The organism is Ruegeria sp. AK11 (assembly GCF_056541095.1).
This window is the reverse complement of record NZ_JBQFXU010000003.1, coordinates 332,852-346,956: the sequence shown is the minus strand read 5'-3', so window position 1 is coordinate 346,956 and position 14,105 is coordinate 332,852. Positions and strand designations below refer to the sequence as shown.

18 protein-coding genes are annotated in these 14,105 nt (G+C 57.6%); 12 read left to right on the top strand and 6 right to left on the bottom strand.

Features of this window, described 5'->3' with window-relative positions; all coding sequences use genetic code 11:
- Positions 1-139 precede the first annotated feature (139 nt).
- From ACR0D9_RS11410 to ACR0D9_RS11360, 11 genes are all read left to right on the top strand, one after another.
- Positions 140-919 (top strand): hypothetical protein, encoded by a 780-nt coding sequence (locus ACR0D9_RS11410; RefSeq protein ID WP_480508591.1) that lies wholly within the window; start codon positions 140-142, stop codon positions 917-919.
- 138 nt (positions 920-1,057) lie between these two features.
- The gene (locus ACR0D9_RS11405) at positions 1,058-1,927 is read left to right on the top strand and encodes a DMT family transporter (RefSeq protein WP_480538836.1); all 870 of its coding nucleotides are present in this window, start codon (positions 1,058-1,060) and stop codon (positions 1,925-1,927) included.
- A gap of 435 nt (positions 1,928-2,362) precedes the next feature.
- Positions 2,363-2,734 (top strand): 30S ribosomal protein S12, encoded by a 372-nt coding sequence (gene rpsL, locus ACR0D9_RS11400; protein ID WP_005621086.1) that lies wholly within the window; start codon positions 2,363-2,365, stop codon positions 2,732-2,734.
- 15 nt (positions 2,735-2,749) lie between these two features.
- The gene (gene rpsG, locus ACR0D9_RS11395; RefSeq protein ID WP_039529242.1) at positions 2,750-3,220 is read left to right on the top strand and encodes a 30S ribosomal protein S7; all 471 of its coding nucleotides are present in this window, start codon (positions 2,750-2,752) and stop codon (positions 3,218-3,220) included.
- A gap of 18 nt (positions 3,221-3,238) precedes the next feature.
- Positions 3,239-5,356, top strand: a complete 2,118-nt coding sequence (gene fusA / locus ACR0D9_RS11390; protein WP_480484702.1) for an elongation factor G — start codon at positions 3,239-3,241, stop codon at positions 5,354-5,356.
- A gap of 60 nt (positions 5,357-5,416) precedes the next feature.
- The gene (gene tuf, locus ACR0D9_RS11385; protein WP_480538834.1) at positions 5,417-6,592 is read left to right on the top strand and encodes an elongation factor Tu; all 1,176 of its coding nucleotides are present in this window, start codon (positions 5,417-5,419) and stop codon (positions 6,590-6,592) included.
- Between the two features lie 240 nt (positions 6,593-6,832).
- On the top strand, positions 6,833-8,560 hold the full coding sequence (locus tag ACR0D9_RS11380; protein ID WP_480484782.1) for an amidohydrolase: 1,728 nt from the start codon (positions 6,833-6,835) through the stop codon (positions 8,558-8,560).
- Positions 8,561-8,735: 175 nt separating this feature from the next.
- Positions 8,736-9,050, top strand: a complete 315-nt coding sequence (gene rpsJ / locus ACR0D9_RS11375) for a 30S ribosomal protein S10 (protein WP_008756422.1) — start codon at positions 8,736-8,738, stop codon at positions 9,048-9,050.
- A gap of 18 nt (positions 9,051-9,068) precedes the next feature.
- On the top strand, positions 9,069-9,794 hold the full coding sequence (rplC, locus tag ACR0D9_RS11370) for a 50S ribosomal protein L3 (protein ID WP_171638102.1): 726 nt from the start codon (positions 9,069-9,071) through the stop codon (positions 9,792-9,794).
- On the top strand, positions 9,791-10,408 hold the full coding sequence (gene rplD / locus ACR0D9_RS11365; protein ID WP_480474058.1) for a 50S ribosomal protein L4: 618 nt from the start codon (positions 9,791-9,793) through the stop codon (positions 10,406-10,408). The genes rplC and rplD overlap by 4 nt, the downstream gene beginning before the upstream one ends.
- Positions 10,405-10,701: a 50S ribosomal protein L23 gene (locus tag ACR0D9_RS11360; RefSeq protein ID WP_170609990.1), complete on the top strand. Its 297-nt coding sequence runs from the start codon at positions 10,405-10,407 to the stop codon at positions 10,699-10,701. The genes rplD and ACR0D9_RS11360 overlap by 4 nt, the downstream gene beginning before the upstream one ends.
- Before the next feature lie 281 nt (positions 10,702-10,982).
- Here ACR0D9_RS11360 and ACR0D9_RS11355 read toward each other — a convergent pair whose 3' ends face one another.
- The 3 genes from ACR0D9_RS11355 to ACR0D9_RS11345 all read right to left on the bottom strand — a co-directional run bounded on the left by ACR0D9_RS11355 (position 10,983) and on the right by ACR0D9_RS11345 (position 12,212).
- Complete coding sequence (locus ACR0D9_RS11355; protein WP_480538832.1) at positions 10,983-11,195, bottom strand: DUF1127 domain-containing protein; 213 nt, start codon at positions 11,193-11,195, stop codon at positions 10,983-10,985.
- 165 nt (positions 11,196-11,360) lie between these two features.
- Positions 11,361-11,822 (bottom strand): hypothetical protein, encoded by a 462-nt coding sequence (locus ACR0D9_RS11350; protein WP_480484780.1) that lies wholly within the window; start codon positions 11,820-11,822, stop codon positions 11,361-11,363.
- A gap of 21 nt (positions 11,823-11,843) precedes the next feature.
- Positions 11,844-12,212: an antibiotic biosynthesis monooxygenase family protein gene (locus ACR0D9_RS11345; RefSeq protein ID WP_171638091.1), complete on the bottom strand. Its 369-nt coding sequence runs from the start codon at positions 12,210-12,212 to the stop codon at positions 11,844-11,846.
- A gap of 77 nt (positions 12,213-12,289) precedes the next feature.
- Here ACR0D9_RS11345 and ACR0D9_RS11340 point away from each other — a divergent pair, with 77 nt between their 5' ends.
- A complete protein-coding gene (locus ACR0D9_RS11340; protein WP_267364814.1) occupies positions 12,290-12,721 on the top strand; it encodes a MarR family winged helix-turn-helix transcriptional regulator in 432 nt (143 codons plus the stop codon).
- Positions 12,722-12,822: 101 nt separating this feature from the next.
- On the opposite strand, the gene rpmD is transcribed toward ACR0D9_RS11340, so the two are convergent.
- From rpmD to rplR, 3 genes are all read right to left on the bottom strand, one after another.
- A complete protein-coding gene (rpmD, locus tag ACR0D9_RS11335) occupies positions 12,823-13,011 on the bottom strand; it encodes a 50S ribosomal protein L30 (RefSeq protein WP_267364815.1) in 189 nt (62 codons plus the stop codon).
- A gap of 12 nt (positions 13,012-13,023) precedes the next feature.
- Positions 13,024-13,593: a 30S ribosomal protein S5 gene (gene rpsE / locus ACR0D9_RS11330; protein ID WP_480474056.1), complete on the bottom strand. Its 570-nt coding sequence runs from the start codon at positions 13,591-13,593 to the stop codon at positions 13,024-13,026.
- Between the two features lie 148 nt (positions 13,594-13,741).
- The gene (rplR, locus tag ACR0D9_RS11325) at positions 13,742-14,101 is read right to left on the bottom strand and encodes a 50S ribosomal protein L18 (protein ID WP_010437103.1); all 360 of its coding nucleotides are present in this window, start codon (positions 14,099-14,101) and stop codon (positions 13,742-13,744) included.
- Positions 14,102-14,105: the final 4 nt, after the last annotated feature.

The window sequence follows — 14,105 nt, the reverse complement described above, 5'->3', positions numbered from 1 at the left end:
CACCACGCTTAAGGCGGTTCCAGACCACTGGAATATCGCGCTCGCCGTATGAGACCTGCAATAACAGTAGGGTTTTTCTGGTTTAGCCTAAACTGTGCTACCATCCGCCATGAGTTCACACAGGTGACGGGGGTGGATGATGAGAGCTGTCACAAAGTTGTCGCGCGTATTTTCGGTTTTCGGTCTGGGCCTGATGGCCGCCTGCACGGACTATGCCTATGTGGGGATGCCACCGGGCCAGCCATCGCGTGAGATCGTGATCCCGAACGGCACGACGCGCCTGATCCCGATATCCGGCTCGATCGTCGGGCTGGCATATGATGAGCCGCGACGGCGGATCTTCCTGCGCAATCTTCCCGGTACCCAGCTACAGGAGCTTGACCGAAATGGCCGTGTCCTGCGTACCTTTGCGGCACAGCGGGTTCCGGCCGGATGCGGTGGCATCACACCTGACGAGTTTCCCATCAAAGAATGCGGGTTGGCCGTTCGGGGAAGCGACGGGCATCTGTTCCTCGACCATCCGAACGGGGTGATGATCGCGGAACTGACCCGCGACGGGCAATTTGTGCGCAACATAACCCTCAGCCAACCGCAAGGGCCGATTGGCGGGCTGGCCTTTGATGAAACGACCGGCACGTTTTATGTGCTGTTCATCCGCAATCGCCTGATCGCCGAGGTGGATTTGAACGGCACGGTGCTTAGGACAATCCGGGCGACCAATCCATCGGTCGGCGCAGCGGTGCAGATCGAACGCTTTGGCCTTGGCATCAATTCCAAACGCCGCGAGCTTTATGTTGCGCTTCAGAACGGCAACCAGCTTGGCGTTCTGGACATGTCCGGCGGGTTGATCGCAACGCACATGCTCAGCGCCGGGGTGGCTGTGGAAGGGATCGGAGGTGGTCGGGTCTCTGGTCTCTGATAGGGGCTCAGAAGGCGTTTTCGACCCGCTCCCAACGCGTCGGAGCGTAATTCTTGCGCTGATCTGATTTGATGCGTTGACAGGCGGCTGTCCGATTGGGCCAATGGCCCGATCACTCTGCGCAGGGCCAAATCTGACATGAACCCAAACACCAAAGGTGCCTTGCTGATGATGGGCAGCATGGCGGCCTTCACCCTGAACGACACTTTGGTCAAGGTCGCGCTTCGGGAACTGCCATTGTTCCAACTCGTGGCCATGCGGGGCGTTCTGGCCGTTTTCCTTGTCTATGGTCTTGCCCGCTATCTGGGGGCGCTGCACCTCAATTTCTCACACCACGACCGGTGGCTGGTTGCGCTGCGCAGTCTGGCCGAACTGTCGGCTACCTTCTTTTTCCTGACAGCGCTCAAGAACATGCCGCTTGCCAATGTGACGGCCATTCTGCAGGCGCTGCCTCTGACCGTGACGCTGGGCGCGGCGCTGGTCTTTTCCGAACAGGTCGGCTGGCGGCGCATATTGGCGATTGCCATTGGTTTTGGCGGCATGGTTCTGATCGTCAGGCCCGGACCTGACGGCTTCAGCCTGTATTCCATCTACGCGCTGATCGCAGTGGCTTCGATCACGGTTCGCGATCTGGTGACGCGACGCATGTCGCCCCAGGTTCCGTCAATGGTGGTGACACTGGCGACGTCTCTTTCCATCACGGTGGCCGCCGCGATTGCTTCGGTGTTCGAAGGATGGGTTCCGGTTTCCGGCGCTGCGGGTTCTTTGGTTGCAGCGGCGGCCGTGTTCGTCCTGATGGGCTATCTGTTCAGCGTCATGGTCATGCGTCAGGGCGATGTCGGGTTCATCGCGCCGTTTCGCTATTCCAGCCTGATCTGGGCCCTGGGGTTGGGCTGGGCCGTATTCGATGAATGGCCTGACGGCCTGACCATGCTGGGTGCGACACTGATCGTAGCCGCCGGACTGTTTACGCTGTTCCGGGAACGCGCGCGTCGGGAAGCGGCGTGAACCTGCGTGACAAAGCTCTGAACACTGGTTATCCGAAGGCGAAACCCGGCCTCCGGTTGCGGGTTCAGCTCAACATTGGCGCTTCTGGTGCAGGGCGGTTTTATGAACCCGGTTGAGCCTGCGCACCCATATCGGCACGGCCCGGATCAGCCAATTGCCGGGCAACCGGTATCGTGGTGTTGACACTCGGGCCGACTCCCCCTATTACGCGCGTCATCTCGGTGCCGGGGGCCGCCCCATAGCCGATTCCAGTAATGAGCTGGTCAAGGCCCGGACAATTTTGCAGTTCGCGCCCTCTGAGAAACAACCGCGACGTTCACCTCGGAATGGGAACGCTCGTGGGTTTTGCGCTTGTGGACGCATAAGCGCAGCGAAGTTAGCCGCACGCAGCCCGCGTGCATGTCATGTGTGTTGCAAAACGGGGAAGAAACCGGAATGCCAACTATTCAACAGCTGATCCGCAAACCGCGGCAGCCCAAAGTAAAACGCTCGAAGTCTATGCACCTGGAGCAGTGCCCGCAGAAACGCGGCGTCTGCACACGTGTTTACACCACCACACCGAAGAAACCGAACTCGGCTATGCGTAAGGTTGCCAAGGTGCGCCTGACAAACGGGTTCGAGGTCATCTCGTACATCCCCGGTGAAAGCCACAACCTTCAGGAACACTCGGTTGTTCTGATCCGTGGCGGCCGTGTGAAAGACCTTCCCGGTGTGCGTTACCACATCCTGCGCGGTGTTCTGGATACTCAGGGCGTCAAAGACCGTAAGCAACGCCGTTCGAAATACGGCGCGAAGCGTCCCAAGTAAGAAGGAGAGGCTGATATGTCACGTCGTCACGCCGCCGAAAAACGCGAAGTCCTGCCTGACGCCAAGTTTGGCGATAAGGTTCTGACCAAATTCATGAACAACCTGATGATCGACGGCAAGAAGTCGGTCGCCGAGCGCATCGTCTACAACGCGTTTGACCGCGTTGAGAACAAGATCAAGCGCGCGCCCGTCGAAGTGTTCCACGAAGCACTCGACAACATCAAACCGTCGGTCGAGGTTCGCTCGCGCCGGGTTGGTGGTGCAACCTATCAGGTTCCGGTCGAAGTCCGCCCCGAGCGCCGCGAAGCACTGGCCATCCGCTGGCTGATCACCGCTGCGCGCGGCCGCAATGAAAACACCATGGAAGAACGCCTCGCCGGTGAACTGCTGGACGCTGTACAGTCCCGCGGTACCGCCGTGAAGAAGCGCGAAGACACCCACAAGATGGCCGAGGCGAACAAAGCCTTCAGCCATTACCGTTGGTAATCCCAGAGGCTTATCCAAATGGCACGCGAATATCCGCTCGAACTATACCGTAACTTCGGTATCATGGCGCACATCGACGCAGGTAAGACCACCTGCTCGGAGCGTATCCTGTATTACACTGGTAAATCCCACAACATCGGTGAGGTGCACGATGGTGCAGCCACCATGGACTGGATGGAGCAGGAGCAGGAACGCGGCATCACCATCACTTCGGCTGCGACCACCACCTTCTGGGAACGCACCGAAGACGGTCAGACCGCCGATACCCCCAAGCACCGCCTGAACATCATCGACACCCCGGGCCACGTTGACTTCACCATCGAAGTCGAACGCTCGCTGGCGGTTCTCGACGGTGCCGTCTGCGTTCTGGACGCAAACGCCGGTGTTGAACCCCAGACCGAAACTGTGTGGCGTCAGGCTGACCGCTACAAGGTTCCGCGTATGGTTTTCGTCAACAAGATGGACAAGATCGGCGCAGACTTCTTCAACTGCGTTCGCATGATCGAAGACCGTACCGGCGCACGCGCTGTTCCGGTTGGTATTCCGATCGGTGCCGAAACCGAGCTGGAAGGCCTGGTTGATCTGGTCACCATGGAAGAGTGGCTGTGGCAGGGCGAAGACCTTGGTGCAAGCTGGGTCAAAGCTCCGATCCGCGACAGCCTGAAAGACATGGCTGACGAATGGCGCGGCAAGATGATCGAAGCGGCCGTCGAAGAAGACGACGACGCGATGATGGCCTATCTGGAAGGCGAAGAGCCCGACGTTCCGACCCTGCGCAAACTGCTGCGCAAAGGCACGCTGGCGCTGCATTTCGTTCCCGTTCTGGGTGGCTCGGCGTTCAAGAACAAAGGCGTTCAGCCGCTGCTCAACGCTGTGATCGACTATCTGCCCAGCCCGCTGGACGTTGTTGATTACATGGGCTTCAAACCCGGCGACGAGGAAGAAGTTCGTAACATCGCACGTCGTGCCGATGACGACATGGCCTTCTCGGGTCTGGCGTTCAAAATCATGAACGACCCCTTCGTTGGTTCGCTGACCTTCACCCGCGTTTACTCGGGCACCATGAACAAGGGCGACTCGATCCTGAACTCGACCAAAGGCAAGAAAGAGCGCATCGGTCGTATGATGATGATGCACTCCAACAACCGGGAAGAGATCGAAGAAGCGTTTGCAGGCGACATCATCGCGCTGGCGGGTCTGAAAGACACCACCACCGGTGACACTCTGTGCGATGCGAAGGATCCGGTGGTTCTGGAAACCATGACCTTCCCCGATCCGGTGATCGAGATCGCGGTCGAGCCCAAAACCAAGGGCGACCAGGAAAAGATGTCTCAGGGTCTGGCCCGTCTGGCCGCCGAAGACCCGTCCTTCCGCGTGGAAACCGACCTGGAATCGGGTCAGACCATCATGAAGGGCATGGGCGAACTTCACCTGGACATCCTGGTGGACCGTCTCAAGCGCGAGTTCAAGGTCGAAGCCAACATCGGTGCGCCTCAGGTGGCTTATCGTGAAACCATCTCGATGCCGGTCGAACACACCTACACCCACAAGAAACAGTCGGGTGGTTCGGGTCAGTTCGCCGAAGTCAAGCTGGAGATCCAGCCCACCGAGGCAGGCGAAGGTTACTCGTTCGAAAGCCGCATCGTTGGTGGTGCCGTTCCGAAGGAATACATCCCCGGTGTTGAAAAAGGCATCAACTCGGTCATGGACAGCGGCCCTCTGGCTGGCTTCCCGGTGATCGACTTCAAGGTTGCCCTGCTGGACGGTAAGTTCCACGACGTTGACTCGAGCGTTCTGGCGTTCGAAATCGCGGCCCGTATGTGTATGCGTGAAGGCATGCGCAAAGCTGGCGCGAAGCTGCTGGAACCGATCATGAAGGTCGAAGTGATCACCCCGGAAGAATATACCGGCGGTATCATCGGCGACCTGACCTCGCGTCGGGGCCAGGTGTCTGGTCAGGAACCGCGCGGCAACGCGATCGCGATCGATGCGTTTGTTCCGCTGGCGAACATGTTCGGCTACATCAACACCCTGCGTTCGATGTCGTCGGGCCGCGCCCAGTTCACCATGCAGTTCGACCACTACGATCCGGTTCCGCAGAACATCTCGGACGAGATCCAGGCGAAATACGCATAAGCGACGATTTGAGGGAGCGCCGTTCCGGGGCTCCCTTCATTACAGAAAAAGGAGGCCATCATGGCAAAGGAAAAGTTTGAGCGTAATAAGCCGCACGTCAACATCGGCACGATTGGGCATGTTGACCACGGCAAGACGACGCTGACCGCAGCAATCACCAAGTATTTCGGTGACTTCAAGGCGTATGACCAGATTGACGGCGCGCCGGAAGAGAAAGCCCGCGGCATCACCATCTCGACCGCGCATGTGGAATACGAGACCGACGCGCGCCACTATGCGCATGTCGACTGCCCCGGCCACGCCGACTACGTCAAGAACATGATCACCGGTGCTGCTCAGATGGACGGCGCGATCCTGGTTGTGAACGCCGCGGACGGCCCGATGCCGCAGACCCGCGAGCACATCCTGCTGGGCCGCCAGGTTGGCATCCCGAAGATGGTCGTGTTCATGAACAAAGTTGACCAGGTTGACGACGAAGAGCTGCTGGAACTGGTGGAAATGGAAATCCGCGAGCTGCTGTCTTCGTATGAATACCCCGGCGACGATATTCCGATCATCGCAGGTTCGGCTCTGGCCGCGATGGAAGGCCGTGACCCTGAAATCGGCGAGAACAAGATCCGCGAGCTGATGGCGGCTGTTGATGACTACATCGACACCCCCGAGCGTGCTGTTGACCAGCCGTTCCTGATGCCGATCGAAGACGTGTTCTCGATCTCGGGCCGTGGTACCGTTGTGACCGGCCGTGTCGAGCGTGGCGTGATCAACGTTGGCGACGAGATCGAAATCGTCGGCATCCGTGACACCGCGAAAACCACCTGCACCGGCGTTGAAATGTTCCGCAAGCTGCTGGACCGCGGTGAAGCGGGCGACAACATCGGCGCCCTGCTGCGTGGTGTGGACCGTGACGGCGTTGAGCGTGGCCAGGTTCTGTGTAAGCCGGGTTCGGTGACACCGCACACCAAGTTCGAAGCCGAAGCCTACATCCTGACCAAGGAAGAAGGCGGCCGTCACACGCCGTTCTTCGCGAACTACCGTCCTCAGTTCTACTTCCGGACCACTGACGTGACCGGCACCGTGACCCTGGCGGAAGGCACCGAGATGGTCATGCCCGGCGACAACGTGTCGTTCGGCGTTGAACTGATCGCACCGATCGCGATGGAGCAGGGCCTGCGCTTCGCCATCCGCGAAGGCGGCCGCACCGTCGGCGCCGGCGTCGTGTCGAAGATTACTGAATAATTCGCACAAGCGAATGAACCAACGAAAAGGGCTTCCCTCGGGACGCCCTTTTTTCGTTTTTGCCTAAGCTGATTGTAATGCTACTTCTCTCATATTGAGGCATCACAATTAGAAAGAGGTCACAGCATGCACTTATTGGCGCGTTCAGTTGGTCTAGTTGCTGCACTTGTTTATTTATCCACATCAGCGTCCGCACAGCAGATCGCGGACAGGATTTATCTCGGAGGGCCTGTGTTAACGATGAACGATAAGGCTCCGTCCGCTGAAGCGGTCGCAGTCAAAGACGGACGCGTTCTTGCTGTGGGGTCGTTGTCTGATTTGTCGATGCATCGCGGTGAAGAAACCGAAACGTTTGACCTGGAAGGCCGCGCGATGCTTCCGGGTTTTGTAGATAGCCACGGTCATGTGGTCATGGGGGGGTTGCAGGCATTGTCCGCCAACCTTCTTGCGCCGCCTGATGGGAAAGTCGTTGATATCGCCAGTCTGCAAGCCACGTTGACTGACTGGGCCGACGAAAATGCGCAAGCCGTTGAACAGGTCAAAATGATCATCGGCTTTGGTTACGACAATGCTCAATTAAAGGAACTGCGCCACCCTACGCGACAAGAACTGGACATTGTGTCTGAGGACTTGCCGGTCGTTATCGTTCATCAGTCCGGGCATTTGGGAGTAGCAAACTCGAAAGCTCTAGAGTTGGCAGGCATCACAGCCGCTTCAAAAGCCCCTCCGGGCGGAGTGATTCAACGCGATGACGCCGGTGAGCCAAACGGTGTTCTGGAAGAGTATGCGTTCTTTTCGGTCCTTGTGCCCATGTTGGGAAATCTGGGTGAAGAAGGCCTGGCGGCATTTGCCAAAGCTGGAACCGAACTTTGGGCACAGTTTGGATACACGACCGGACAAGAAGGCCGAACCTCAGGAGAAATTGTTGACGTTCTCAAGAAAGTTGCCGCCGAAGATGGGCTCCCAATTGACGTGGTAGCCTTCCCGGATGTTCTTGAGGCTAGGGAATATATAGGTGCAAACACCTCCAAGAACTACGACGACCGGGTTCGGGTCGGGGGCTGCAAGCTAACGATTGACGGCTCGCCTCAGGGTTTCACGGCTTTGAGGGATCGGCCCTATTATGATCCAGTCGGAAGCTACTCCGCCGGTTATTCAGGGTATGCTGCTATTACGATGGAGCAGCTACAGGACGCCGTTAATTGGTGTTACGAAAATGGGTTCCAAATCCTTGTGCACTCTAACGGGGAAGGGGCTTCTGACATGCTGATAGCAGCTCTCGAAGAGGCACAGATGAAGTATGGCGACCCGGGGAATCGTCCGGTTCTGATCCACGGTCAGTTTCTAAGAGAGGATCAGGTTGCGAGTTTTAAACGCCTCGGCGTATTCCCATCGCTTTTCCCGATGCACACGTTTTACTGGGGGGATTGGCATCGTGATCACACCGTTGGGCCGGTCAATGCAGACAATATCTCACCCACAGGATGGCTGCTCGAGCGGGACATGATGTTTGGCACACACCACGATGCCCCGGTGGCCTTTCCAGATAGCATGCGTGTTCTTGCTGCGACGGTTACTAGACGCACACGCTCTGGAGATATTTTGGGGCCGCATCAAAGGGTCGATGTTATGACTGCCTTGAAAGCCATGACAATCTGGCCCGCTTGGCAGCATTTCGAGGAAGATGAAAAGGGGTCCATTGAGGTTGGCAAAGTTGCGGATTTCGTGATCCTGTCAGACGACCCCACATCCGTTGACCCAGAAACACTGGCGGAATTAGAAGTGCTTGTAACCGTGAAGGGCGACGAGATTGTTTATGAAGCCGAAGTGGGTGTCCGAGAGGGCAAATTGGATTACTCGCCGTTCTCAAATGATCCTGTGATTGCCCATCTGTATCTGCATGCGGTTTACCAAGGGATGAAGGTAGAAGACGCATGGCTAACCAATGGCGTGTCTGGCGGCGAATAAAACGGTGTTCTTTGTGACGTTTGCCCCTTGTCAAACCCCGCCAACCCCACTAATACGCGCAGGTTCTCAACAAGAACATCAAGGCGGGATGATTCCCGCCTTTTGGGTTCGATGAGGGTTGGCGATGCGCGTCTGTCCTCCTCTCAACCTCAACGCCTGATAAAAGGCTGTTACTATGCAAAGCCAAAATATCCGTATTCGGCTGAAGGCATTTGACTATCGCGTTCTGGATGCCAGCACGCAAGAGATCGTCAACACTGCCAAGCGGACCGGCGCGAATGTGCGCGGCCCGATCCCGCTGCCGAACAAGATCGAGAAGTTCACGGTTCTCCGTGGCCCTCACGTTGACAAGAAATCCCGCGACCAGTTCGAGATCCGCACGCACAAGCGTCTGCTCGACATCGTTGATCCGACCCCCCAGACCGTGGACGCGCTGATGAAGCTCGACCTGGCTGCTGGTGTGGATGTCGAGATCAAGCTGCAGTCGTAAGATCGGAGGGTATAGATTATGCGCTCTGGTATTATCGCAAAAAAAGTTGGCATGACCCGCCTGTTCATGGAAGACGGCAAGCAGATCCCTGTGACCGTTCTTCACCTGGACAACCTGCAGGTCGTTGCACAGCGGACCGCTGAAAAAGACGGCTACACCGCCGTTCAGCTGGGCGCTGGTGCTGCCAAGGCAAAACGCACCTCGAAGGCCATGCGCGGTCACTATGCCGCTGCCAAGGTCGAGCCCAAGCGCAAGCTGGCCGAGTTCCGCGTCTCCGAAGATGGCCTGATCGAAGTGGGTGCCGAAATCTCGGCAGAGCATTTCCTGGCCGGTCAGAAGGTTGACGTTTCGGGCACCTCGATCGGTAAAGGCTTTGCCGGTGCGATGAAGCGCCACAACTTCGGTGGTCTGCGCGCCTCGCACGGTGTTTCGATCAGCCACCGTTCGCACGGCTCGACCGGTCAGTGTCAGGACCCGGGCAAGGTGTTCAAAGGCAAGAAGATGGCCGGTCACATGGGTGCTGCCCGTGTTACCACCCAGAACCTCGAGGTTGTCAAAACCGACGCCGACCGTGGTCTGGTCTTCATCAAAGGCGCCGTTCCTGGGCCGAAATCGGGCTGGGTCACCGTCAAGGACGCCGTGAAGAAGAAAGCACCGGAAGGCCTGCCTTTCCCGGCTGCTGTGAAATCGGCTGCAACCGAAGCACCTGCGGAAGAAGTATCCGCGGAAGGTGGTGAAGCATGAAACTTGATGTAATCAAACTGGACGGCGGCAAGGCCGGCGACATCGAGCTGGATGCAGACCTGTTCGGCCTCGAGCCGCGCGCGGACATCCTGCACCGTGTGGTCCGTTGGCAGCGCAACAACGCGCAGGCCGGCACCCACAAGGTCAAGACCCGCTCGGAAACCAGCTACTCGACCAAGAAGATCTATCGCCAGAAGGGCACCGGTGGCGCACGCCATGGTGACCGTAACGCACCGATCTTCCGCAAGGGTGGTGTTTACAAGGGCCCGACCCCTCGTTCGCACGGCCACGACCTGCCGAAAAAGTTCCGCAAGCTTGGCCTGCGCCACGCTCTGTCGGCCAAAGCCAAAGCAGGTGAACTGGTTGTGATCGAGAACGCCGAAGCCGAAGGCAAGACCGCCGCACTGGCCAAACAGGTTGCAAACCTGGGCTGGAAACGCGCTCTGGTCATCGACGGCGCGACCGTGAACGAAGGGTTCCTGAAGGCGTCGCGTAACATCGAAGGTCTGGATATCCTGCCGTCGATGGGTGCAAACGTTTATGACATCCTCAAGCGTGACACCCTGGTGCTCACCAAAGCGGCTGTCGAAGCACTGGAGGCTCGTCTGAAATGAGCGCGAAGGCAGAACACTACGACGTGATCCGCAAGCCGATCATCACCGAAAAGTCGACCATGGCGTCCGAAAATGGCGCGGTTGTCTTTGAAGTGGCGATCGAAAGCAACAAGCCGCAGATCAAAGAGGCCGTTGAGGCACTGTTTGGTGTGAAGGTCAAGGCGGTGAACACCACCGTGACCAAAGGCAAGGTCAAGCGCTTCCGCGGCCAGTTGGGCCGTCGGAAAGACGTCAAGAAAGCATATGTGACCCTGGAAGAGGGTAACACAATCGACGTAAGCACCGGTCTCTGATTCGACGCTTACAGCGACACTTTACGGCCCCGGTGGATCACTCCGCCGGGGCCGATTGCGTTTCAGGCGTCGAAGCTGGGGACGCGCGTCAGGGTAGGGCGGTCACACGCCCTCCAGCGGTCGCCTCAGGGCGGTTCTGACGTTTCGGGCTCATTGGCCGCCTCAACAGCCATCGCACCCTCTGGCGGCCTCTGAGCGGCCTGCAAGCGGGGCAGAGCCTGCAACGGATATAGAAAAGGCGCCGTTAAGGCGCCTTTGGGTCGTTTTAATTGTGTGCGTGGTTATGAGCAATATACGTGCCGGTGCGCGATATCTGCGATGTCGCAGCGGCGGATGCCGACATCGTCCAGCTCACGGTTGCTCAGACGCTGCAACTCGGTATAGGTGCGCTGATACTCAGCAGCACGAGCGCGGGCTGTTTTGATCCGTGTGATCATGTCAGCGATCCGGGTGCCGAAGTTGAAGCCGGTATGGGTCAGTGTCGCAGTTGTCATCTCTGTATTCCTTTCTCGTATCAGGGCGTATTCCCTGACGTTTCCTTTTGAGTTCCTTCATTGGACAAGGCAGAGATAGGAGCGTTTGCTATCGCTAACAACGCAGATTTTGGTCTAGCCGATATGCATCTATTGAATGGCTATACATGTCGTGGGCCACGTCAATCACACGCCGCTTTCATTTCTTTTGCGCGTTTTATTGCGGGCGGCCATCGCCCGACCATCACGTATGCTCAGCCCCATCAGTGTCAGATTGGTCGCTCCGGCAATCAGTTCGATGATCTGTACAATATAGAAGCTGGTATCAAACGAGCCCGCGTTTGCCTTTGCGCTCAGGTAGACGGCGGCTGGAACAAGGACGATGAGCCCGTTCATAGCAATGATCGGCATCCGTTTCTTTTTGGCGAGCGCAGGGGCATCTTTTCGACGACGCCCAAGTGTCGCCCCGGATGCACCGACAATCACCATTGCAGGCACCAGAACAAAGAGCCCGCTGACGATCATGGACTTTACTGCCGCGACGGTCTCATGGTTTGCAAATAGCTCACTGTACAAAGTGGATGTCCAGAATACGAGGATCGTAAGAAAGCCTACTACTCCGGCGATGGGGTGGATGGTTCTTAACATGTTGCTACTCCCAAATGAGGGTCAGGCGACGCAGTGGTTTTCGACTGCGAGCTTGCGAAGAAGATGTGGCCGGGCCACTGCGCTTGCTGGATAGTCCGCGATCCGACGCTGGAACTCGGGATGAGTGAATGCGTCGCGAAAGCTTTGCACGTTCTGCCAGATCGCGTAGTTCACAAAGGTCGAACTGCCCGCGATACCCTGATGGAGCTGGGTCGAGATATATCCCGGTTGCGATTTCATGAAATCCGCATCATGCGCCCATGCCCGAAGCAGCGCCTTTTCGTCTTCGGCGTCCACCGTAAACAGGTTGATCAGCACCACCGGTCCTTCCTCGGTCTGCATCTGATCTGCCAGCGTGACGATCGTGTCCAACTCTTTGATACGAGCCATTTCGGTTCCCTTCGATTCTGAAATATAGCAAGCTATATAAAATTGCATAGCATGCTATTCAAGTGTAAATCCAGGACATGGACTTCGAAAAAGAAAACTCGGCCGGGTATCTGGTTAATCACATGGCACGATTGTTCGCAAAGGAGTTGCAGCAACGCATTGCGCCCTTTGGCATCGTCGTCGGACAATTCCCAATCTTGCTGGAACTCTGGCTCAAAGACGGTGTGACGCAAAAGGATCTGCTGACCAAAATTGACGTCGAACAGGCGACATTGGCTAACACGCTTAACCGTATGGAACGTGATGGCTTGATCAAAAGAACGAAGAACCCTGCTGACGCCAGGGCTCAATTGATTTGGTTGACCGAGAAGGCCGCAGCACTTCGCAACAGCGCCTACGAGGCAGCTCAGAACGTGAATGCCGATGCATTACAGGTCTTGAATGACCCTGAGCGCGCACAATTCATGAACTATATGCGTCGAGTCATAGGCGGCATGCGCTCAAGGTGAATTGACGGAGGATCAGTTCACGGCACCGGCAGGCAAGCCCTTAAACAAAAAACGCCCCCGACCGAGGTCGGAGGCGTTTCTAAGTCTTCGAAGCTGCGGGCTTAGCCGCGTTCTTCGATGATCTCTACCAGATGCGGGATCTTGCGGATCATGCCGCGCACCGAAGGAGTATCCTCCAGCTCACGGGTTCTGTGCATCTTGTTCAGGCCCAGGCCGATCAGGGTTGCGCGCTGTTCGGCGGGGCGACGGATCGGCGAACCGACCTGTTTGACGACGATGGTTTTTGCCATGACGTGCTCTCCTTATGCTTCTGCTTCAGCAGCAGCCGGTGCTTCGTCCCGCTTGGGCAGGATGTCAGCAACCTTTTTGCCACGACGTGCGGCAACCGAACGCGGGCTCTGCTCTTTCTGCAGGCCGTCGATGGTGGCGCGGATCATGTTGTACGGGTTCTGCGAGCCCAGCGACTTGGACACAACGTCCTTGACGCCCAGCATTTCGAACACGGCACGCATCGGACCACCGGCGATGATACCGGTACCTTCAGGCGCAGCGCGCATAACCACTTTACCGGCGCCGTGACGGCCCTCGATGTCGTGGTGCAGGGTCCGACCTTCGCGCAGCTGTACGCGGATCATCTGACGCTTGGCTTGCTCAGTCGCCTTGCGGATGGCTTCAGGTACTTCTTTCGCTTTACCCTTGCCAAAGCCAACGCGGCCTTTCTGATCGCCGACAACCACCAGAGCGGCGAAGCCAAAGCGCTTACCACCTTTTACGGTTTTCGACACGCGGTTGATTGCGACCAGGCGATCTGCAAATTCCGGTGTTTCTTCACGGTCGCGGCCACGGCCCCGACGGTTTTCACGTTCTGCCATTTGGCATCCCTTTTCCTCTAGAGGCGCTCGCGGCGCCAATTACTCAATCGAAGTGAACCCGCGAATGACATTCCGGGGCTCCCCGATCATCGAGGCGGGCGGACCCGCCTTCAAAGTGCCGGGTGCCGGGCTGAAGCCCGGCACACCATCAGATCTTCAGACCACCTTCACGCGCAGCGTCGGCGACAGCCTTCACTTTGCCGTGGAACAGGAAGCCGCCACGATCGAAATAGGCCTCTTCGACGCCTGCCTTCTTGGCACGCTCGGCGATGGCCGCGCCGACTTTCGTCGCCGCTTCGACGTTGTTCTTGCCAACAACACCCAGATCTTTTTCCAGGGTCGAGGCCGAGGCTAGAGTCACGCCACGTACGTCGTCGATCAGTTGAACAGAGATGTTCTTGTTCGAACGGTGTACGGACAGGCGCGGACGACCCGCGTTGACCTTGCGAAGTTTGTTCCGAACGCGCAGGCGGCGCTTCAGAAACAGGGTTCTTTTGCTGTTTGCCATTGTC